Below are 19,882 nucleotides of genomic sequence, written 5' to 3'. Positions count from 1 at the left end.
CCGGTTCCCACTTTTTCGCATCCTGCTCTAGAGGGGCCTGTGGCCCCTCCTATCACTCCCCCATCGCGATCAAGCTGGCATTGCCGCCGGCGGCGGCCGTGTTCACCGTCACGGTCTGCTCGGTGGCAAAGCGCATCAGGTAGTTCGGGCCGCCGGCTTTGGGCCCGGTGCCGGAGAGGCCATGGCCGCCAAAGGGCTGTACGCCGACGACCGCGCCGATGATGTTACGGTTGACGTAGATGTTGCCGGTCGAGAGGCGGCTGACGACCTCCTCGACGGTGGTCTCGATGCGCGAATGCACGCCCAGCGTCAGGCCGTAGCCGGTCGCCTCGATCGCCTCGATGACCTTGTCGAGCTGACCCGACTTCCAGCGGACGACGTGCAGGATCGGGCCGAAATGCTCGCGATCGAGCTCCGCGATGCTGTCCAGCGAGACGACATGGGGGGCGACGAAGGTGCCGCCGAGTGCGGGCGTTTCGCCGGCCCAGACGACGCGGCCGAGCTTGCGCATCGCCTCGACATGGCTGTCGAGCCGCTGCTTGGCGGCAGCGTCGATGACCGGGCCGATATGGGTCTCGATCCGGCGGGGATCGTCGAGCTTCAATTCGCTGCCAGCGCCGGTGATCATCTCGACCATCTTGTCGGCGACGTCCTCCTGCACCACGAGCAGGCGCAGGGCCGAACAGCGCTGGCCGGCGGAACGGAAGGCCGACATCACGACGTCGTCGGCAACCTGCTCGGCCAGCGCCGTCGCATCGACGATCATGGCGTTGAGGCCGCCGGTCTCGGCGATGAGCGGGACGATCGGCCCGTCCTTGGCTGCGAGAGCGCGGTTGATGGCGCGGGCGGTGGCGGTCGAGCCGGTAAAGGCGACGCCGGCGACAGCGGGATGCGCGACCAGCGCCGCGCCGAGCGCGCCATCGCCTGGGGTCAGGTGCAAGGCCGAAACAGGCACGCCGGCCTCGTGCAACAGGCGCACGGTCACAGTGGCGATCAGGGGCGTCTGCGGGGCGGGCTTGGCGACGACGCTGTTGCCGGCGACGAGCGCGGCCGCGACTTGCCCGGCAAAGATGGCGAGCGGGAAGTTCCACGGCGCGATGCACAGGAACGGGCCGCGCCCGCGCAGGATCAGGCGGTTTTCCTCGCCGGTCGGGCCGGGGAGGGCGGTCGGCGTGGCGAATTTGGCCTCGGCCTCGGCGGCATAATAGCGGCAGAAATCGACCGCCTCGCGAACCTCGGAGATGGCGTCGTCCAGCGTCTTGCCAGCCTCTGCCTGGAGCAGGGCGAGCAGCAGGCCGCGCTTTGCCTCCATCAGGTCGGCGGCCTTGCGCAAAGCTGCGGCGCGCGTGCGGGCAGGCGTGCGGTTCCAGTCGTCGAAGCCGGCCTTGGCGGCGAGCATGGCGCGGCCAGCCAAGGCGGCGTCGGCTTCCGCGACAGTGCCAATGGCCTTGCCGTCGATCGGCGACAGAACCGGGCGGGGCGTGCCGCCTGCTGCCTTGCCGTCGATGATCGGGCTGGCGTCCGGGAATGGCTTGGCGGTGGCTGCCGCGATCTCGGCCAGCAGGGCGTCCAGGCTCTCGGCATGGCCGAGCTCGACGCCGGCCGAGTTCTTTCGCGACGGGCCGTAGAGGTCTGCCGGCAGCGGGATGCGGCGATGCCGTGCGGCGCCGGCATTGCCGATCAGGTCGGCGGGCGGCACCAGCAATTGCGCGACCGGCACGTCAGGATCGCCGGAGATGCTGACGAAGGAGGAGTTGGCGCCGTTCTCGAGCAGGCGGCGCACGAGATAAGCAAGCAGATCCTGATGGCCGCCGACCGGCGCGTAGGTGCGGCAGGCATAGCCCGCCTTGTCCGCCAGCAGCTTCTCATAAAGCGCCTCGCCCATGCCGTGCAGGCGCTGGAACTCGAAATTCTCGGCATTGCCCGCCATCTCGGCGACGCTCGCGACCGTCAGCGCGTTATGCGTCGCGAATTGCGGGATGATGCGCGGCCGCAGACGCAGCAACTGCGCGGCGCAGGCCTCGTAATTCAGGTCGGTCATCGCCTTGCGGGTGAAGACGGGATAGTCGGCGAGGCCGCGCTCCTGGGCGCGCTTCAACTCGGTGTCCCAATAAGCGCCCTTGACGAGGCGCACCATCATGCGGCGGCCATGAGCCTCGGCCAGCGCCGCAATATGGTCTATCACGGCCGAGGCACGCTTCTGATAGGCCTGGATGGCGAGGCCGAAGCCGTCCCAGCCGGCGAGCGAGGCATCGGCCACCACGGCGTCGATGACGTCGAGCGAGAGTTCGAGCCGGTCGGCTTCCTCCGCGTCGATGGTGAAGTTGAGATCGTAGGACTTGGCCTGCTGCGCGAGCTTGATGACCTTGGGTGTCAGTTCGGCCAGCACGCGCTCGTGATTGGTCGCGTCATAGCGCGGATGCAGGGCCGAGAGCTTGACCGAGATGCCTGGCCGGTTCGGCAGCGGCTCATTGCCAGCGGAGCGGCCGATGGCGTCGATCGCGGCGCTGTAGGAGGCGAGATAGCGGTCGGCGTCGGCCTGCGTGCGCGCGCCTTCGCCCAGCATGTCGAAGGAATAGCGATAGAGCTTGCCAGTCTTGGAACCGGCGCGCTTCAGCGCCTCCTCGATGGTCTGGCCGAGCACGAAATGATTGCCCATCACGCGCATCGCCTGGCGCGTCGCGGTGCGCACCGTCGGCACACCGAGGCGCTTGGCGAGGCTGCCGATGATGCCCGTCGGCGTTTCACCGGGCTGGATGACGCGCGCGGTGATGCCGAGCGCCCAGGCCGAAGCCGAGACCAGGAAGGCGTCCGATTTCGACTCGTGATTGGCGAAGTCGCCCTGGCCGAGCTTGTCCTCGATCAGCCGGTCGGCGGTCGCCGCGTCGGGCACGCGCAGCAGCGCCTCGGCCAGCACCATCAGGGCCAGCCCCTCCTTGGTCGAAAGCGAATATTCGCGCAGCAACTCCTCGATGCCGCCCAGCCCGACCTTGCGGGTGCGGATCGCCTCGATCAATTCGGTGGCGCGGGCGTCGATGCGCGCCTTGGCGGCAGGCTCGCGCCGGGCTCCGGCCAGCAGCGTCGCGGCGATCGCGCCATCGTCTTCCGCATAGGGAACGCGAAAAGCGGAAAGGGCTGGCGCTTCGACGAAACGCGGGGCGGCGGTGGCCATGAAACGGCTCCAGATGAGCGAGGCGGGATGATCTGAAGGATCGGACCTCTTGGGCCGCATATCAATTGGCTATTTTCCGATCTTGCCCGTATTAATGTCGGCTTCTGGCTTTTATTATAGAGAATAATCCCGTGCTAGATCGCACCGACCGTCGTATCCTCTCCCTTCTGCAATCCGATGGCCGCATTGCCGGTGTCGAGCTTGCCGAAAAGGTCGGGCTCTCGCCGACGGCGGTGGGCGAACGGCTCAAGCGCCTGTCGCGCGAGGGCTACATCACCGGCTATCGCGCGACGCTCGATCCTTTGAAGCTCGGGCTCAACCTGCTGGTCTTCGTCGAGGTCTATCTCGACAAGACGACACCCGATGCTTTCGAGCGCTTCGCGGCGGCCGTGAAGCGTGCGCCCGAGGTGCTGGAGTGCCACATGGTCGCCGGCGGCTTCGACTATCTGGTCAAGACGCGTGTCGCCGACATGAATGCCTATCGCCGCTTCCTCGGCGAGGTTCTGCTGGCCCTGCCGGCGGTGCGCGAGACGCGCACTTACGCGGTGATGGAAGAGGTCAAGACCGACGGGGCGCTGCCGCTTTGATCCTGTCAGAGCATTGCGCGAAAAAGTGGGTACCGGTTTTTTCGTGGGAGCAATGCTCTCAATTTTTAGAAGCGATCAGGCTTTTCGTATTCGGACGGTGCCGTCCGAATACGAAAAACGTGATCGAGCGGAACGCCACTTTTTTCTTCGCGTTCTGCTTGCGCAAAGGGCGCTTTGTACTTGACCTGTCGTGTGGCTCGGCCAGTTTGGAGGCATGATCGTTCGGCCCGCCGGTCGCCGGTTCGATCTCTACGTTCAGCTAGAGGCTGTTATGAACCATGGGGTCGATTTGACGCAGGCGATTTTGCGCGAGTGCCAGGAGTTCGAGGACGCAAGCCTTCCGGCTTGCTACGAAGAACGACGCCGCAGTCGCGCAAAAGCGCCGCGCCCTGCGGGTGAGGTGAAAACGGCGGAGCTGCAGTGTCGCATCGCTTGCCGATACCCATGGTATCGCCTGCGCAATGCTCCTCCCATCTCCGCCGTTTTGACCTCATCAAATCCTCCCCATGGATCATAACAGCCTCTAGGTCCGCACCCGTCCGTTCCTCCGGAGTTCGAGATGCCTAACCCTTTGCATGCCCCGGCCGTGGCGTTGTCCCGGCGTGGCATCGCCCGCCTCGGTGCAGCTCTCCTGCTCGCGGCGACCGCGCCCACGGCGATGATCGGGCCAGCCCAAGCGCAGACAACCGTCCGCTTCACGCTGGACTGGCGGTTCGAGGGGCCGGCTGCTCTGTTCCTGATGGGGATCGAGAAGGGATATTTCAAAGCCGAGGGGCTCGATGTCACGATCGAGCCCGGTAACGGTTCACGCGAAGTGGTCCCACGCGTGGCCTCGGGTGCCTATGATGTCGGTTTCGGCGACGTGAATTCGCTGATCCGCTACCGAGACGAGAACCCCGGCGTCGATCTCAAGGCCGTGATGATGGTCTATGACAAGCCGCCTTTCGCGATCGTCGGGCGCAAGAGCCGCGGCGTCAGCGCCGATGTGAAGAGCCTGGAAGGCCGCAAGTTCGGCGCGCCCGCGGCTGACGCGGCTTTCGCGCAATGGCCGATCTTCAAGACGATCAACAAGCTCGACGACAGCAAGATGCGGCTGGAGAATGTCGGCTTCCCCGTCCGTGAGCCGATGCTGGCCTCGGGCGAGGTCGATGCCGTGTTCGGCTACGCCAACTCTTCCTACATCAACCTGAAGTCGCGCGGCGTCCCGGTCGACGACATCGTCGTCATGCTGATGGCCGATTACGGCGTCGAGCTCTACGGCAACGCCATCATGGTCTCGCCCAAATTCCTGGCGGAGAAGCCCGAGGCGCTGCGCGGACTGCTGCGGGCGCTCGCCAGGAGCTTCAGGGACACGGTCGCCGATCCCGATCTCGGCGCACAACTGGTGATCAAGCGCAACGATGTCGCCAGGGCCGAGGTCGAGCTGGAGCGCCTGAAGATGACGCTCGAGCAGAATGTGGTGACGCCCTTCGCCAAGGCGAACGGGTTCGGCGGCATCGACAGGGCGCGCTGGGAGCGCGCGCTTGACCAGATCGGCCTGAGCTACAGCTTCAAGGACAAGGCAAGAGCGGGCGATGCGTTCACGGACGCGTTCCTGCCGCCGGTCGCGGAGCGACAATTCTGAGCGGGCTTCGCTCGTCGCGGCTCCTAACCAAGAGCAGGATGCGAAAAAGTGGGAACCGGTTTTTCGCATTGATCCTGCTCTCACTTTTAGATGAGAGACGGATTCAGATTTCAGATGGGATCACTTCGTGAGCCCATCTGAAATCATCCGGCTCTCGCGCCAAGGTGACAGCGCGGGGCGCTCTGCCTATCGTGCCGCGCCTTTTCGCCGGACCCCATCACCTTGATACTGCCCGATCTACGCGACTATGACGGCTTGCGTGCGGCTTTCCGCTGGCGCATCCCCGCTCGCTACAACATCGCCGTCGACATCTGCGACCGCTGGGCTGCTGCCGAGCCGCAGCGTACGGCGATCATCGAGGTCTCCCAGGACTGGCGCGTGAGCCCGGTCAGCTTCGGGCATCTGCGCGAGCAGTCGAACCGGCTCGCCAATGCGCTGCGGGCGCGGGGCGTCGAACGGGGCGACCGGATCGCGATCCTGCTACCGCAGGGGCGCAGCGTGCTGACCGCCCATCTCGCCGCCTACAAGCTCGGCGCCATTGCGGTGCCTCTGGCGGCCCTGTTCGGGGTCGATGCGCTGGCCTATCGGCTGGGCGATGCCGCCGCCAAGGTCCTGATCACGGATGCGGCCGGGCTCAGCAAGGTCGGGCAGATCGCCGAGCCACTGCCTGAGCTCGGCCTGGTGATCTCGACCGACGGCGCGCAGGGCGCGGCGCAGGATTGGGGAAGCCTGCTGGCCAAGGCGAGTCCGGATTTCACAGCCGTCGATACCGGTCCCGACGATCCGGCCCTGATGATCTACACCTCCGGCACCACCGGCAATCCCAAGGGCGCGCTGCATGGCCATCGGGTCCTGCCGGGCCATCTGCCGGGCGTGCAGATGCCGCATGAGTTCCTGCCCCAACCGGGCGATCTCGCCTGGACCCCGGCCGATTGGGCCTGGGCCGGCGGCTTGCTCAACATGCTGCTGCCTAGCTTGCATTTCGGCGTCGCCGTGGTGGCGCGGCCGGTGACGCGCTTCGAGCCGGAGGAGGCCTATCGCCTGATCGCCGATCTTGGCATCCGCAACGCCTTCGTGCCGCCGACCGCGCTCAGGATGCTGCGCAGCGTCGACAGGCCGCGCGAGCGCTTTGCGCTCAAGCTGCGCACGATCGCCTCGGCCGGGGAGGCGCTGGGCGCCGAGACCCTGGCCTGGGGGCGCGAGGCGCTGGGTCTGACCGTCAACGAGGCCTATGGCCAGACCGAGTGCAATCTCGTGCTGGCTTCTTGCGCAGCGATCGGCATCAGCCGGCCGGGCAGCATCGGCAAGGCGGTTCCCGGCCATGAGGTCGCCATCATCCGTCCCGACGGCTCGATCTGCGCGGCGGATGAAGAAGGCCAGATCGCGGTGTGTCGGCCCGATCCGGTGATGTTCCTGGGTTATTGGCGCAAGCCTGAGGCGACGGCGGAAAAATTCATCGGCGACTGGATGACGACCGGCGATCAGGGCGTGCAGGATGCGCAAGGCTATGTCCGCTTCATCGGCCGCGACGACGACGTCATCACCTCGTCGGGTTATCGCATCGGGCCGGGCGAGATCGAGGATTGCCTGCTGAAGCATGAGGCGGTGTCGCTTGCGGCCGTCGTCGGCAAGCCCGATGCGCTCCGGACCGAGATCGTCAAGGCCTTCGTCGTGTTGAAAGCCGGCCGCGAGCCGTCCGAGGCGCTCGCGGCCGAGCTTCAGGCCTTCGTGCGCAAGCGGCTCTCCGCGCATGAATATCCGCGCGAGATCGCGTTTCGTGACGAGTTGCCGCTCACCACCACCGGCAAGATCATCCGGCGGCTCTTGCGGGCGGAAGCCTGAGGCCGCGCCGCAATGCCGCGCGCGCGCGGCCGGCGAGATCGCGCGGCTTGCGCGTGACCCGGGGCGAGAGCCGTATTTCGCCAAAGCTTACGGCGCCCGGCCCGCTCGTTGCCGGCGCCGGCTGCAGGATCGTCCGCTCCGGTGCCGCTTGCCGCATCAATGCGAGCAGGACTTGCTCGGGGAACAGGACTTGCCCGGGGAAGAAGGGCGCTTCGCTCTCGTCCTGCGCTGCCATATAGAGCCAACCGCCTTTCGCCCGCCCGATGACCAGCGCACCGGCGATCGGCCGCCCGTCCAGCGTCAGCAGGGCGACGCGGGATTGCCTGGAACAGGCAAGCGCCCGGGTCATGGCGCGCAGGAAGCCGACCTCACGCGTGTCCTGCAAGACCGCCTTGCCGGCGCGGCCTTTCGGGCCGGAAGCCTCCATCGCCAGCAGGATCTCGACTGCGTCGCGCAGCTCGGTGCGCGACGTGGCCTCGACCAGCTCGAGTTTGCCGCGCTGCGCCAGGGCGTGCCGCATCGCCTCGATATCGCTGGGCGTTGGCGCGCCGTGCCGTAGCGGAATCGGCAGGTTCGCAGGGATCAACGTCGTGCCCAGCCCGAGCGTTTCGGCCGCACGCCTGATCGGTGCGATCAGCGGGCTCGCCATGTCGATCTGGCGCAGTACGAGCCCGCGTCCCTCCAGCACCCAGCCCTGGCGCAGGCTCAGCACGGCGGCGAGGACGGCTTGCGCCTGCGCGGCATCGAGCAATGGCGCGCCGTTGAAGATGCGCCGGTCGGAGAAGCCGATCAATTCGTCGGGCACGAAGAGCCGGTTGCGCGGAAAGCAGGGGATCAGGCCGAGAAGGCGTCGCTGCGGGGAACCAACTGGTCCCTGCCAGGCGAGCAGCACCGCTGCGTCGCGGAAGGCGATGAGGTGTTGGGCTGCCGCGAGCGCGAAATCCGGCTCGAAGAACAGATTGGATTCGATCGCCCGCGCGGCGAGCTCCGTCCAGGCCTGCCGGATCTCGCCGCAAGCGGAGAGCAGGCGGATTTCGGTCGTGATGGCCGCGTCCTGGGGTCGGCTCGGCGCGGCATAGGCTGTGGAGCTGCCTGGGGAGAGGCCCTTCAAAGCGATGATCTGGTTCATCCGATCCTGCCCGCCGCTGTGCTGGATCGTCCTGGCGCGAGCTTGTGCCGGATCGGCACGGCGCGGCGTCGGGAGCAATCCCCGGTCGGGAGTACTTCAAAAATGGTGCCGAGGCTTTCGTTTCAGAGCAAGATGATTTGATGGAGAACCACGCCGTCATTCTGGACCAGCCGCGCCAGCGGCGCAGATCCGGAATGACGGCGTGGTTTCGCGTGCCTAAGCCGTAGCGCTGTGGCCCTGACGCAGCTCGGTACGCTGTGTCTGCCCGAGAAAGGCGGCCCAGAGCCGCTCCACCACGCTTGGGTCGATATCCCTGACGATGAGCACGAGCCGGGAGCGATGGTCGGCATCCGGCCAGGCCTTGAGCAGGAGCGGCGGATGCAGGATCTGCTGGACGGCATGGACCAGCAGGGGCTGCCCGGGATGCTCGGCGAGGTTCACCAGCCCCTTCAATCGCAGCAGCTTGGGGCCATGCGTCGAGCGCAGCAAGGTCCAGAACAGATCGAAGGTCGCCTGCGCGATCGGCGCATCAGCGGTGAGCGCGAAGGCGCGGATGCTGGCGTCGTGCCGGTTTACGTCGTGACGGTCATGCCCGTGATCATGGTGATGGCTGTCACCGTGATGGCCGTCATGAGCATGTCCGTGGCCGTGATGGTGATCGGCCTCGCCCAGAGCCTCATTGGCGAGCCATTGCCGCAGCATTTGCGGGCGCTCGGCGAGATCGTAGAGCCCGGAACCGACGAGCGCCTTGGCCGCCGCATCCGGCTGCAGCAGGGCGATGCCCGGGTTGAGCGCGGCCAGCCTGTCGCGCAGCGGCGCGAGCCCGGCCTCGTCGGCGACGAGGTCGGCCTTGGTCAGGATGAGACGGTCGGCCGCTACGACCTGCTTCACCGCTTCCTCATGGGCATCGAGCGTCGCCATGCCGTTGACGGCGTCGACCAGCGTCACGACGCCGTCGAGCTTGAAGCGCATGGCGAGATAGGGGTGGTTGATCAGCACGTTCAGGATCGGTGCGGGGTCGGCGAGGCCTGTCGTCTCGATCACCACGCGCTGGAACGGCGCGATCCGGCCATTGTCGCGCCGGCGCAGCAGATCCTCCAGCGTGACGATGAGGTCGTCGCGGATCGTGCAGCAGAGGCAGCCCGAGGCGAGCAGGATCATATTCTCCTCGACGCCCTCGATCATCAGATGGTCGAGGCCGACCTCGCCGAATTCATTGACGATGACGACGGTCTCGGCGAGCGCCGGGTCCTTGAGCAGGCGGTTCAGCAGCGTCGTCTTGCCCGCCCCGAGGAAGCCGGTCAGCAGGGTCAGCGGGATTGGCGTGGGTCTGGTCTCGGGGCCGGTCATGCGTCTGGGCTTCTGGCTTCAGGCCGGCGCCAGGAGGCGTCGCTTTTGTTCTAGTATTACATTAGCCATGATCGCGGCCACGACAAGGGCGCCGCCGGCATATTGCAAGGCACCGAGGCGCTCGCCGAGCATGAGGGCGGCGACTGCGACGGCAAAGACCGGCTCGGCGCAGAAGGCGAGGCCGGCATTTCCGGGTGCGACACGCATCAGGGCCAGGACCTGGAGCAGGAAGCCGATCAGGTAGCCGCCGATCGTCACCGCGATCGCGCCGGGCGCGAGCGTCAGCGCGCCGGGCGGCAGGAATCCGCCCATCAGGATGAGGATGCCGGCGGCGATCGGCAGGATCATCAGATGCGACCAGAACAGCCTGGGTAGCAGCGGGGTCGTGGGGCTGGCGTTGGCGGCGAAGAACTGCGTCGCGGCGAGCACGCTTGCCGCAAGCGCTAGCATGAGCCCGCGCGGGTCGAGGCCGTGCAGGTCCGGCCCGACCACCATCGCGATCCCGGCAAAGGCGAGCAACGCCACCGCCAGCCGGTCCGGGCTGAAGCGGGCCGAGGTGAGCAGAGGCTCGGCCAGGATGATCAGGATCGGGAAGGTGTAGAAGACGACGGCGGCGACGCTGACCGGGACGAAGGCGACCGAGGAGAGATAGGCGCAGCCGACCCCGGCGCTGGCGAAGCCGAACAGGGCCAGGGCCCGGCGTTCGCCGCGTGGCACGGCGAGCGAGGCGCGCCAGAGCAGGGCAGCCAGGCTGGCGAGCGCCAGCATCAGGAAGACGCGGTAGAACACCAGCAAGGGCCCGCTCAGGCCGGCTCGTCCCGCGATCTGGGCGCTGACGATATTGGTGCCGTACGCGGCCGCCGAGCCGAGGGCGAAGAGGAACCCGTGCTGCCCGGCGGCGCGGTCGCGATCGGCGGTCAAGGCATCTGGCTCAGGCGTCGTCGTTCGGCTTGGGCTTGGGCGCAGGCGCGGCCTTGGTCTTCGCCGGCGGCTTGGCGGGCTGGAGCTTGGCTGCGGCCTGGCCGGGCTTGGCCTTTTCCGCCGCACTCTTGGAATCGGTCTTGCTGTCGCTTTTGGGTTTGGCGAGCAGGGGCTTGGCCGGCGGGCGGGCTGCGGGTTTGATGCCGGCAGCCGCACCCGGGCGCAGGCTCGAGGCCGTCGCCTTGCCCGGCTGCACGGCGCCCTGCAGCTTGAGAGGTCCGGCCTGGAAGCTGTCGGCCGGCGGTTGCGCTGCGCCATCCGTCGGCGCAAAGGCGGTGGTCGCTCCCGGAATGCCGCCATTGCTGGAGGCCGTGCGGGCCCGTGTGTTGCTGAACAGGCCCGGCGTGCCGCCGCCGAACAGGCTGGCGGCAACAGGCTTGTCGGGCGCGATCACGGGTGCGGCGCCGCGCGCGAACTGGCTGTCGGCCCGGCCCGTGGCATTGGCCGCAAGCGGGGCGGAGGCCGAGCCCGCCGTGCGGCCGAAGGCGACGGGAACGGGTGTGGTCTCGGCGCGCGGGCCCAGCACAATGCGGCCCGACGGTGCGCGCGACAGCATCGCTCCGGTCGCGCGCGGCTGCGGGCTCATGGCGAGGAAACGGTCGCCGGCGCCATCGGCGTTGCCGCCGACCCCGCCCGCCGTCGTCAAGGCCGAGATCGGCCCGGAAACATCGACATCGTCGGCGAGCGCGGCCCCGCCGCCCTTGCGGCGGACATCGTCGCAGATATTGGGGGCACGGGTTCCGCTGGCGGGAAGCGAGGCGACGTCGTAGCCGAGGCCGCCCCATTTGCCGAAGCCTTCATCCAGCAGCTGCGCGGCCTTCACGGTGCGCTCGGCGCCCGAGAGCGCGCCCAGCACGACCGCGATCAAGGTGCGCCCCCCGCGCGTCGCGGTCGCGACCACATTGAAGCCCGAGGCGCAGACGAAGCCGGTCTTCATGCCGTTGATGCCGGAATAGCGGCCGACGAGCCCGTTGGTGTTGTTCAGCACCTGCTTGCCGAGCTGGACCGAGGCCGTGTTCCAGTAATCGGCGTAATCCGGGAATTCGCGCATCAGCGCCATGGCGAGGATGGCGAGATCGCGCGCGCTGACCTGCTGGTCGGGGTTGTGCCAGCCATTGGGATTGACGAAATGGGTGTCGCGCATGCCCAGCCGCGCAGCTTCCGCATTCATCATGCCGACGAAGGTCTCGACATTGCCGCCGACGCCCTCGGCGACGACATAGGCGATATCGTTGGCCGATTTGACCAGCATGATCCGGAGCGCGTTATCGAGCGTGATCTCCTGCCCGGCCTTGATATAGACCTTGACGCGCGGTTGGCCGGCCGCAAGCTTCGAGACCGGGATCGCAGTCTCCAGGCCGAGCCGCCGCTCGCGTACCGCCTTCAGGGCGAGATAGGTCGTCATCATCTTCGTCGTCGAAGCCGGGTGCCAGGCCTGGCTCGGGTTCTCGGCGGAGAGAACCGCGCCGCTCGAGGCGTCGATCACGAGGCTGGTGCCAGCCGCTGCGGGGCCAGCGAGAACAAGGCCAAAGGCGAGGACGGCGGCAAGGCGGGATGAGATCATCGTGCGGTCTTGAACCTGTGGGGACGCGGAGACGGAAGCTGGCGGGTTCAACGCGACGCGTGCGGCATTTTCGAGACGGCGGACGTTTTTGTCCGCCCGCAGACGCATACCTACCCGGAGCGGAGCGATTTGCCTAGTCGCGGCCTGGGGTCCAAAAGGCCTCTGCCCTTGTGATGGATTACGCCGCGTGAGCCTCGCCCTTCTCTGGATTCCCGCGACGATCGCGGCCTCGCTCCTGCAGACCGCGCGCAATCTGACGCAGCGCTCGCTGACCGACATCATCGGCGTCGTCGGCGCAACGCAGGTGCGTTTCCTGTTCGGCCTGCCCTTCGCGCTCTTGTTCCTGGTCCTGGTCTGCCTGGTCACGGAGCGTTTGCCGCCGGCGATCGACGGTAAGGTGCTGGCCTTCGCGCTCGGCGGCGCGCTGGCGCAGATCGCCGCGACCGCGCTGATGCTCGCGGCGATGCGCACGCATTCCTTCGCCGTGACCACCGCCTACACCAAGACCGAGCCGGTGCAGGTGGCGATCTTCGGGGCGCTGCTGCTGGGCGATCCGCTCGGCTGGGGCAAATTCGCGGCGATCATCGTCGCGACGATCGGCGTCATCGTCGTGTCCTGGAAGCCCGGCCAGAAACTGACCGCCGCCGGCATGCGCCCGGCCGTGCTCGGCATCGGGTCGGGAGCCTTCTTCGCGCTGTCGGCGATCGGCTTTCGTGGCGCGATCCAGGCCTTGCCGGAGGGCGGCTTCTTCATCCGCGCCACGACGATCCTGGCGCTCGGCCTGACGCTCCAGACCGTGCTGCTGACGCTCTACATGCTGGCCGCGAACCGCCCGGCCCTGGTCATGAGCCTGCGCAACTGGCGCCGCTCGCTCTCGGCGGGCTTTCTGGGCGCTGCCGCCTCGCAATGCTGGTTCCTCGGCTTCTCGCTGACCAGCGCCGCGAATGTGCGCACGCTCGCGCTGATCGAGGTGCCTCTGGCGCAGATCGCCTCGCGCCGCATCTTCGCGGAAGGCACGAGCCGGCGCGAGCTGGTGGGAATGGCGCTGATCGTTCTCGGCGTCGGCGCGTTGCTGTTGCTGGCGATTTCCTAAAGCGCTTCCACAGCCGGTTTCGATCGGCGATGGCACGATAGAACCCGCGTCTGGAGCAGTTTCCGATCCAATTGGATCGGAAACTGCTCCAGCTCTTTATTTTGACGCGTTTTCTTCACGCGAACCGGTGCCCACTTCCCTCGAAAACCCGTCTGAAGGTCCGCATCGTGGCCCCTCTTTCCGCGCACGGTAGAAATGCGCTTCTGCCGGCTTGCAGGGTGCGCTTGCGAAGCGCAATTAGACTGAAAAGCTGGTCTTTAGGGAGAGAACGTCATGAGCGCTGCGATCGTCGGTTGGGCCCACACGCCGTTCGGCAAGCAGGATGCCGAGACCATTGAAAGCCTGATCGTGCGGGTCGCCACCGACGCATTGATCGATGCCGGGATCACGGCCGACCAGGTCGATGAGATCGTGCTCGGGCACTACAATGCCGGCTTCTCCGCGCAGGATTTCACCGCTTCGCTCGTGCTGCAGGCCGATCCGGCGCTGCGCTTCAAGCCGACCACCCGCGTCGAGAACGCCTGCGCCACCGGTTCCGCCGCTGTGCATCAGGGCGCGCGCGCCATCAAGGCCGGCGATGCCAAGATCGTGCTCGTCGTCGGTGTCGAGCAGATGACCAAGACGCCCTCCGCCGATATCGGCAGGTTCCTGTTGAAGGCCTCCTATCTTAAGGAAGAGGGCGAGACGACCGGCGGTTTTGCCGGCGTCTTCGGCCAGATCGCCGCCGCCTATTTCCAGCGCCATGGCGACCAGTCGGACGCGCTGGCGATGATCGCCGCCAAGAACCACAGGAACGGCGTCGACAACCCTTATGCGCAGATGCGCAAGGATCTGGGCTACGCCTTCTGCCGCGAGGAGAGCGAGAAGAACCCCTACGTCGCCGGCCCGCTGAAGCGCACGGATTGTTCGCTGGTCTCTGACGGCGCGGCAGCCATCGTGCTGGCCGATACGGAGACCGCGATGGGCATGCGCCGCGCGGTCGGCTTCCGCGGCATGGCTCATGTCCAGGACTTCCTGCCGCTGTCGCGGCGCGACATCCTGAAGTTCGAAGGCTGCACCCTGGCCTGGAAGCAGGGGTTGGCACGGGCCGGCGTCACGCTCGACGATCTCTCCTTCGTCGAGACGCATGACTGCTTCACCATCGCCGAGCTCATCGAATACGAGGCGATGGGCCTGACCCGGGAAGGCGACGGCGCGCGCGCGATCAAGGAAGGCTGGACCCAGAAGGACGGCAAGCTGCCGGTCAATGTCTCCGGTGGCCTCAAGGCCAAGGGCCATCCGATCGGCGCGACCGGCGTCTCCATGCATGTGCTGAGCGCGATGCAGCTCGTCGGCGAGGCGCCGGAGGGTATGCAGGTGCAGGATGCCAAGCTCGGCGGCATCTTCAACATGGGCGGGGCGGCGGTCGCCAACTACGTCTCGGTGCTCGAGCGGATCAAGTGACGCAGCCGATACGCCGGTTCGCCCTGTGACCGTCTTCTTTGCACTGCTGCCGGCCTATTTCCTGTCGATCTTCTACCGGTCGTTCCTGAGCGTCATCGCCAATCCGGTGATGGCGGATTTAGGGATAGGGCCGCGCGAGCTCGGCTTGCTCGGCGCGGCCTGGTTTATCGCCTTCGCCGTCTCGCAATTCCCGATCGGCTGGGCGCTCGACCGGCTTGGGCCGCGGCGAACGGTTACGGTTGCAATGGCGGTCGGCTCGGTCGGGGCCTTTCTCTTCGCCATGGCGAGCAATGCCCTGGCGGGGACGTTCGCCATGGCGCTGATCGGCATCGGCTGCGCGCCGATCTTCATGGCCTCGCTGTTCCTGTTCGCACGGACGGCGGAGCCGGCGCGCTTCGCCTTCCTGACCTCTGTGCTGATCGGCCTCGGTTCGCTCGGCAATCTCGTCGCGGCCGGACCGCTGGCGCTGGCCTCGGCGCATTATGGCTGGCGGACGGCGATGCTGGCGATGGCCGTATGCTTCGTGGTCGCGACGCTGCTGGCCGCGGTGCTGCTGCGCGATCCGCCACGGGCCGAAAGCGCGTCCGGCAGGACCGAGGGCCTAGTCGAGGGGCTCGCCAGCATCCTGCGATTGCGGCCGCTCTGGCTGCTCGCGCCGATCACCCTGATCGGCTACGCCATCGTGGCGACGGCACGGGGCTTGTGGATTGCTCCCTTCATGGGCGACGTCCATGGTTTCGACGCCATCACTGCCGGCAATGCCGCAACCGCGATGGCGCTAGCGATGGTTGGCGGCGCGTTCCTTTATGGCGGGCTCGAAAAGGCTTTCGGCCGGGTCAAGCCGCTGGTGCTCTGGGGCACGGTCGCGACGGCGGTCGCCTTCGCCTTGCTGGCGCTGACGGGCTCCTCCTCGGCCGCGCTGGCCGTCGTGCTGTTCTCGGCGATCGGAGCGATCGGCTTCACCTATGCGGTCCTGATGGCGCACGCGCGCATCTTCTTGCCTGCCCATCTGCTCGGGCGCGGCATGACGGCGGTGAACTTCCTGTTCATCTCGGGCGCGGCTCTGCTCCAGTCCGGCTCGGGCTGGTTCATCGCGACGCAGCGCGCCTCAGGCTTCGACGCGGCCACGACCTTCGCCAACCTGCATTGGGGGTTCGCGGCGCTGCTGCTGGGAGCGGCGGTGATCTATGCGTTCACCCCGGAGCGGGCGGAGGGCTGAGAGCTCCCAAGCCGGCGCGGGTTTGTGTGGGAGATGGCGAGGTATTACCTTCTTGGGGGGTAATACGGAGGCTGCCATGGCGACGACTGTCACAAGCAAGGGGCAGGTCACGATCCCCAAGCCGGTGCGCGATCGGCTTGGCATCGTTCCGGGAAGCGCTGTCGATTTCCGGATGGAGGCCGATGGCAGGGTCGTGCTGCTCAAGGTTGTGCACGCGGCGAGTGAGAGCCTGATCGACAAATGGCGCGGCAGCGCCGGACCGGGCCTGAGCACGGACGAAATCATGGCCATGACGCGCGGCGAGCTGTGACGGCAAGGCGCGTCGCGCTAAAGCGCTATCGAAGCTATTTTCCGTCGGCCAGGTTGATCACGCCCGGAAAGCGCGGCCAGAGGGCGGTGTCACGCCTCGCCGGGACCGCGCGCCACGATCGCCAGCGCATGCACGCCATCCGCCAGTTCCTGCGCCAGCGCGGCGTTGACCAGGCGGTGACGCTCCAATCGGCTCTTGCCGGAAAAGGCTTCTGATACGATATCAACCCTGAAATGCGTCTCGCCGCCTTCGCGCCAGCCCCCATGGCCCTGATGCTGGTGCGATTCATCGATCACCTTCAAGCGCTGCGGCGACAAGGCGCTTTCCAGCTTCTTGGTAATCCGTTCAGCCATTGCGGTCATGATCGCGACATTCTTCCGGTCGTCATAGAGACGGATTCAGATTTCAGATGGAATCACGCAGTGGTTCCATCTGAAATCTGAATCCGTCTCTCACCAAAGAGTTAGAGCAGGATGCGAAAAACCGGTACCCGCTTTTTCGCATCCTGCTCTTGGGGGGATCGGCTGGTGCATGTTGCGCCGCACTTGCCGGTTCCGATTGCGCGTCTCATAACCATTCGAGCATGAACTTCAACTCACGCCTTTTCGACCGTATCAGGATCGGCCCTTCCGAGGCGGAAGCGGTCGAGGAAACCGATGCGCCCCGCTGCGACCATGCCGGCTGTGCCCGGGTGGGCGAATTCCGCGCGCCCCAGGGGCGTGGCCGCGAGGGCAAGTTCTTCCTGTTCTGCATGGAGCATGTGAAGGCCTACAACGCGACCTATAATTATTTCGCCGGCATGGATGACGAGGCGCTCGCCGCCTACGCCAAGCAGGAAGAGATCGGCCATCGGCCGACCTGGAAGCTCGGCGTCAACTCCAAAGCGGCGCGGATGGCGCAGCGCGGGCGCGTGGCGGGTGGTGGTGAGGCCGATGTGCAGGACGGCTTCAACATCTTCGGCTCCCGGCGCGCCCAGGAGGCGGCCAATCCGGAGCCGCGTGTCGGCGTCGTCGCCCGGAAGGCGCTCGAGGCCCTCAATCTCGACATCACGGCCGATTCCGCCGCGATCAAGGCGCGCTACAAGGAACTGGTGAAGCGCTTCCACCCCGACGCCAATGGCGGCGACCGCTCGCGCGAAGGCACGCTTCAGGAGATCCTGAAGGCCTATCAGCAATTGAAGACGGTGGGGATGGTGTGACCTGTCATTCCGGGGCGGCCCGCAGGGCCGAACCCGGAACCCACGACAGGGCGAGACGGAAAACCCGTCATGGTCGGCCTTGTGCCGACCATCCAAGTCTTCCTTCCTGCCCACGTCTTCCTTCCTGCCCAAGTCTTCCTTCGGCGAGTGCTGTGTTCAAGACGTGGATTCTCGCCACAAGGGCGAGAATGACGCTGGAGCAAAGGGCGCCCCCGATCGTGGGTTCCGGGTTCTTCGCTGTGCGAAGCCCCGGAATGACAAGCGGGCTACCGCCCCTTAGCCGCCAGCCCCGCGACATCGGCGATAATGCCGTCGAGCGCGAAATCCTTCGGCGTGTAGACCGCCGCCACCCCCATATTGCGCAGGGCGTTCTCGTCATCGGGCGGGATGATGCCGCCGACCACGACAGGAGTGGTCATGCCCGCGACGCGCAGGCGCGCCGTCACGTCACGCACCAGCGGCAGATGCGAGCCTGAGAGGATCGAGAGGCCGATGATGTCGGCGTCGGTCTCCTGGGCCTGCGCCACGATCTCCTCGGGCGTCTGGCGGATGCCGCCATAGCTCACCGCCATCCCTGCGTCGCGAGCGCGCACGGAGATCTGCTCGGCGCCATTGGAATGGCCGTCGAGCCCCGGCTTGCCGACGAGGAAGCGCGGCGGGCGGCCGAGTTTTTCGGTGGCTCGAGCGACAGCTGCCTTGACCGTGGCGAGGCCCGCATCGTCGCCGAGCTTGGTCGTGTCGACGCCTGTCGGGGCGCGGTATTCGCCAAAGATCTCGCGCAGCGTCTGGGCCCATTCGCCGGTGGTGACGCCGGCCTTGGCGCAGGCGATCGAGGCGGGCATGACATTGCGTGTTTCCTTCGCTGCGGAAGCCAGCTCCGCCAGCGCGGTTTCCGCGGCCTTGGCGTCGCGGGCCGAGCGCCAGGCCTTGAGCCGGCCGACCGCCTCCAACTCGACCGAATCCGGCACGGTCACGACATTGCCTTCGCCGGCCGAGAGCGGGGAGGGCTCGCTATTGGTGAATTTGTTGACGCCGATGACGATCTGCTCGCCGCGCTCGATCGCCTCGATCCGGCGGGCACCGTTCTCGACCAGCGCCTGCTTCATATAGCCGGTTTCGATCGCCGCCAGCGCGCCGCCCATATCGTCGATCTTGGCCAGCTCCTCGAGCGCGGCAGCCTTAAGATCGGCGACCTTGGCGTCGATCACGGTTGAGCCGTCGAAGATGTCGCCGAATTCGAGCAGGTCGGTCTCATAGGCCAGCACCTGCTGCATGCGCAGCGACCATTGCTGGTCGAAGGGGCGCGGTAATCCCAGCGCCTCGTTCCAGGCCGGGAGCTGAACGGCCCGGGCGCGCGCCTTCTTGGAAAGCGTCACCGCCAGCATCTCGATCAGGATACGGTAGACATTATTCTCTGGCTGGGGCTCGGTCAGGCCCAGCGAATTGACCTGCACGCCATAGCGGAAGCGGCGCATCGCCTCATCCGCGACGCCATAGCGGCCAAGCGTGATCTCGTCCCAGAGCTCGACGAAAGCCCGCATCTTGCAGAGCTCGGTGACGAAGCGCATGCCGGCATTGACGAAGAAGGAGATGCGCCCGACGACCTCGGGGAACTCCTCGGCCGAGACCTCCGGCCGCGCCCGGATCGAATCGAGCAGCGCGATCGCGGTTGCCAGCGCGAAGGAGAGCTCCTGCACCGGCGAGGCGCCGGCTTCCTGCAGATGGTAGGAGCAGACATTGGTCGGGTTCCATTTCGGCAATTCGCGAGCCGTGAACACGACGATGTCGGTGGTGAGCGCCATCGAGGGGCGCGGCGGGAAGACATAGGTGCCGCGCGAGAGGTATTCCTTGACGAGGTCGTTCTGGGTCGTGCCCTGCAGCGCATTACGGGCTGCGCCCTGCTCGTCGGCCACCGCGATGTAGAGCGAGAGCAGCCAGGCCGCCGTCGCGTTGATCGTCATCGAGGTGTTCATCTGGGCGAGCGGAATATCGGCGAAGAGAGCCCGCATGTCGCCGAGATGGCTGATGGGCACGCCGACCTTGCCGACCTCGCCGCGCGCCAGCACATGGTCGGGGTCGTAGCCGGTCTGCGTCGGCAGGTCGAAGGCGACGGAGAGGCCGGTCTGCCCCTTGGCGAGGTTGTTGCGATAGAGCTTGTTGGATTCCGAGGCGTCGGAATGGCCCGCATAGGTGCGGAAGATCCAAGGTTTGTCGCGTGGCGTGGGGTTGTCGCGCTGCGCCATCTGCTGGCCGTCGGGCTTGGTCGCGGTCATGGCGTTTCCCCGTATTGCAGAGCAATCTGAATGTTGCACTGCGGCGAAGATAGCGCCAGAGCCGCGGCGATGTCCCCCTCGACGTTAGGCTGACGAG

The 19,882-nt window shown here is 66.8% G+C and carries 15 protein-coding genes; 8 read left to right on the top strand and 7 right to left on the bottom strand.

The features are described 5' to 3' along the window. Positions 1-52: 52 nt before the first annotated feature. On the bottom strand, positions 53-3,172 hold the full coding sequence (gene putA, locus BMZ97_RS09695) for a bifunctional proline dehydrogenase/L-glutamate gamma-semialdehyde dehydrogenase PutA (RefSeq protein WP_092168916.1): 3,120 nt from the start codon (positions 3,170-3,172) through the stop codon (positions 53-55). Positions 3,173-3,303: 131 nt separating this feature from the next. Between putA and BMZ97_RS09690 the strand changes: the two genes are divergently transcribed. The 3 genes from BMZ97_RS09690 (at position 3,304) to BMZ97_RS09680 (ending at position 7,225) form a co-directional block, all read left to right on the top strand. Continuing rightward, positions 3,304-3,759 carry an Lrp/AsnC ligand binding domain-containing protein gene (locus BMZ97_RS09690; RefSeq protein WP_069693100.1) on the top strand — a complete coding sequence of 152 codons (456 nt, stop codon included), beginning with the start codon at positions 3,304-3,306 and terminating at the stop codon, positions 3,757-3,759. Positions 3,760-4,318: 559 nt separating this feature from the next. Then, positions 4,319-5,383 carry an ABC transporter substrate-binding protein gene (locus BMZ97_RS09685; RefSeq protein WP_092167780.1) on the top strand — a complete coding sequence of 355 codons (1,065 nt, stop codon included), beginning with the start codon at positions 4,319-4,321 and terminating at the stop codon, positions 5,381-5,383. A gap of 225 nt (positions 5,384-5,608) precedes the next feature. Next, positions 5,609-7,225, top strand: a complete 1,617-nt coding sequence (locus BMZ97_RS09680) for an acyl-CoA synthetase (RefSeq protein ID WP_092168913.1) — start codon at positions 5,609-5,611, stop codon at positions 7,223-7,225. Here the strand turns inward: BMZ97_RS09680 and BMZ97_RS09675 are convergent. The 4 genes from BMZ97_RS09675 to BMZ97_RS09660 all read right to left on the bottom strand — a co-directional run bounded on the left by BMZ97_RS09675 (position 7,194) and on the right by BMZ97_RS09660 (position 12,249). After that, positions 7,194-8,354: a GNAT family N-acetyltransferase gene (locus BMZ97_RS09675; RefSeq protein ID WP_092167777.1), complete on the bottom strand. Its 1,161-nt coding sequence runs from the start codon at positions 8,352-8,354 to the stop codon at positions 7,194-7,196. The genes BMZ97_RS09680 and BMZ97_RS09675 overlap by 32 nt on opposite strands. Before the next feature lie 216 nt (positions 8,355-8,570). Further along, a complete protein-coding gene (locus tag BMZ97_RS09670) occupies positions 8,571-9,704 on the bottom strand; it encodes a CobW family GTP-binding protein (RefSeq protein WP_092167776.1) in 1,134 nt (377 codons plus the stop codon). A gap of 18 nt (positions 9,705-9,722) precedes the next feature. Continuing rightward, positions 9,723-10,625 carry a DMT family transporter gene (locus tag BMZ97_RS09665; RefSeq protein WP_175525494.1) on the bottom strand — a complete coding sequence of 301 codons (903 nt, stop codon included), beginning with the start codon at positions 10,623-10,625 and terminating at the stop codon, positions 9,723-9,725. Positions 10,626-10,635: 10 nt separating this feature from the next. Further along, a complete protein-coding gene (locus BMZ97_RS09660; protein ID WP_175525493.1) occupies positions 10,636-12,249 on the bottom strand; it encodes a serine hydrolase in 1,614 nt (537 codons plus the stop codon). Between the two features lie 187 nt (positions 12,250-12,436). Between BMZ97_RS09660 and BMZ97_RS09655 the strand changes: the two genes are divergently transcribed. The 4 genes from BMZ97_RS09655 (at position 12,437) to BMZ97_RS09640 (ending at position 16,314) form a co-directional block, all read left to right on the top strand. Next, positions 12,437-13,342, top strand: coding sequence for a DMT family transporter (locus BMZ97_RS09655; protein ID WP_092167771.1), 906 nt, complete (start codon positions 12,437-12,439; stop codon positions 13,340-13,342). Positions 13,343-13,615: 273 nt separating this feature from the next. Continuing rightward, the gene (locus tag BMZ97_RS09650) at positions 13,616-14,785 is read left to right on the top strand and encodes an acetyl-CoA acetyltransferase (RefSeq protein WP_092167770.1); all 1,170 of its coding nucleotides are present in this window, start codon (positions 13,616-13,618) and stop codon (positions 14,783-14,785) included. A gap of 25 nt (positions 14,786-14,810) precedes the next feature. Continuing rightward, the gene (locus tag BMZ97_RS09645; protein ID WP_175525492.1) at positions 14,811-16,004 is read left to right on the top strand and encodes an MFS transporter; all 1,194 of its coding nucleotides are present in this window, start codon (positions 14,811-14,813) and stop codon (positions 16,002-16,004) included. Between the two features lie 76 nt (positions 16,005-16,080). Further along, the gene (locus BMZ97_RS09640) at positions 16,081-16,314 is read left to right on the top strand and encodes an AbrB/MazE/SpoVT family DNA-binding domain-containing protein (RefSeq protein ID WP_092167767.1); all 234 of its coding nucleotides are present in this window, start codon (positions 16,081-16,083) and stop codon (positions 16,312-16,314) included. Between the two features lie 89 nt (positions 16,315-16,403). On the opposite strand, the gene BMZ97_RS09635 is transcribed toward BMZ97_RS09640, so the two are convergent. Beyond that, the gene (locus BMZ97_RS09635) at positions 16,404-16,667 is read right to left on the bottom strand and encodes a BolA family protein (RefSeq protein WP_244546360.1); all 264 of its coding nucleotides are present in this window, start codon (positions 16,665-16,667) and stop codon (positions 16,404-16,406) included. A gap of 230 nt (positions 16,668-16,897) precedes the next feature. On the opposite strand from BMZ97_RS09635, the gene BMZ97_RS09630 reads away from it, so the two are divergent. After that, entirely contained in the window at positions 16,898-17,512 is a 615-nt protein-coding gene (locus tag BMZ97_RS09630; RefSeq protein WP_092167765.1) for a J domain-containing protein, read from the top strand. A gap of 266 nt (positions 17,513-17,778) precedes the next feature. On the opposite strand, the gene BMZ97_RS09625 is transcribed toward BMZ97_RS09630, so the two are convergent. Then, on the bottom strand, positions 17,779-19,785 hold the full coding sequence (locus tag BMZ97_RS09625; RefSeq protein WP_244546319.1) for a protein meaA: 2,007 nt from the start codon (positions 19,783-19,785) through the stop codon (positions 17,779-17,781). Positions 19,786-19,882 lie beyond the last annotated feature (97 nt).

It is taken from the genome of Allobosea sp. OK403, assembly GCF_900113835.1.
Classification (GTDB): domain Bacteria; phylum Pseudomonadota; class Alphaproteobacteria; order Rhizobiales; family Beijerinckiaceae; genus Allobosea.
The sequence above is the reverse complement of the archived record's forward strand: the minus strand, read 5'-3'. Positions and strand labels throughout refer to the sequence as shown.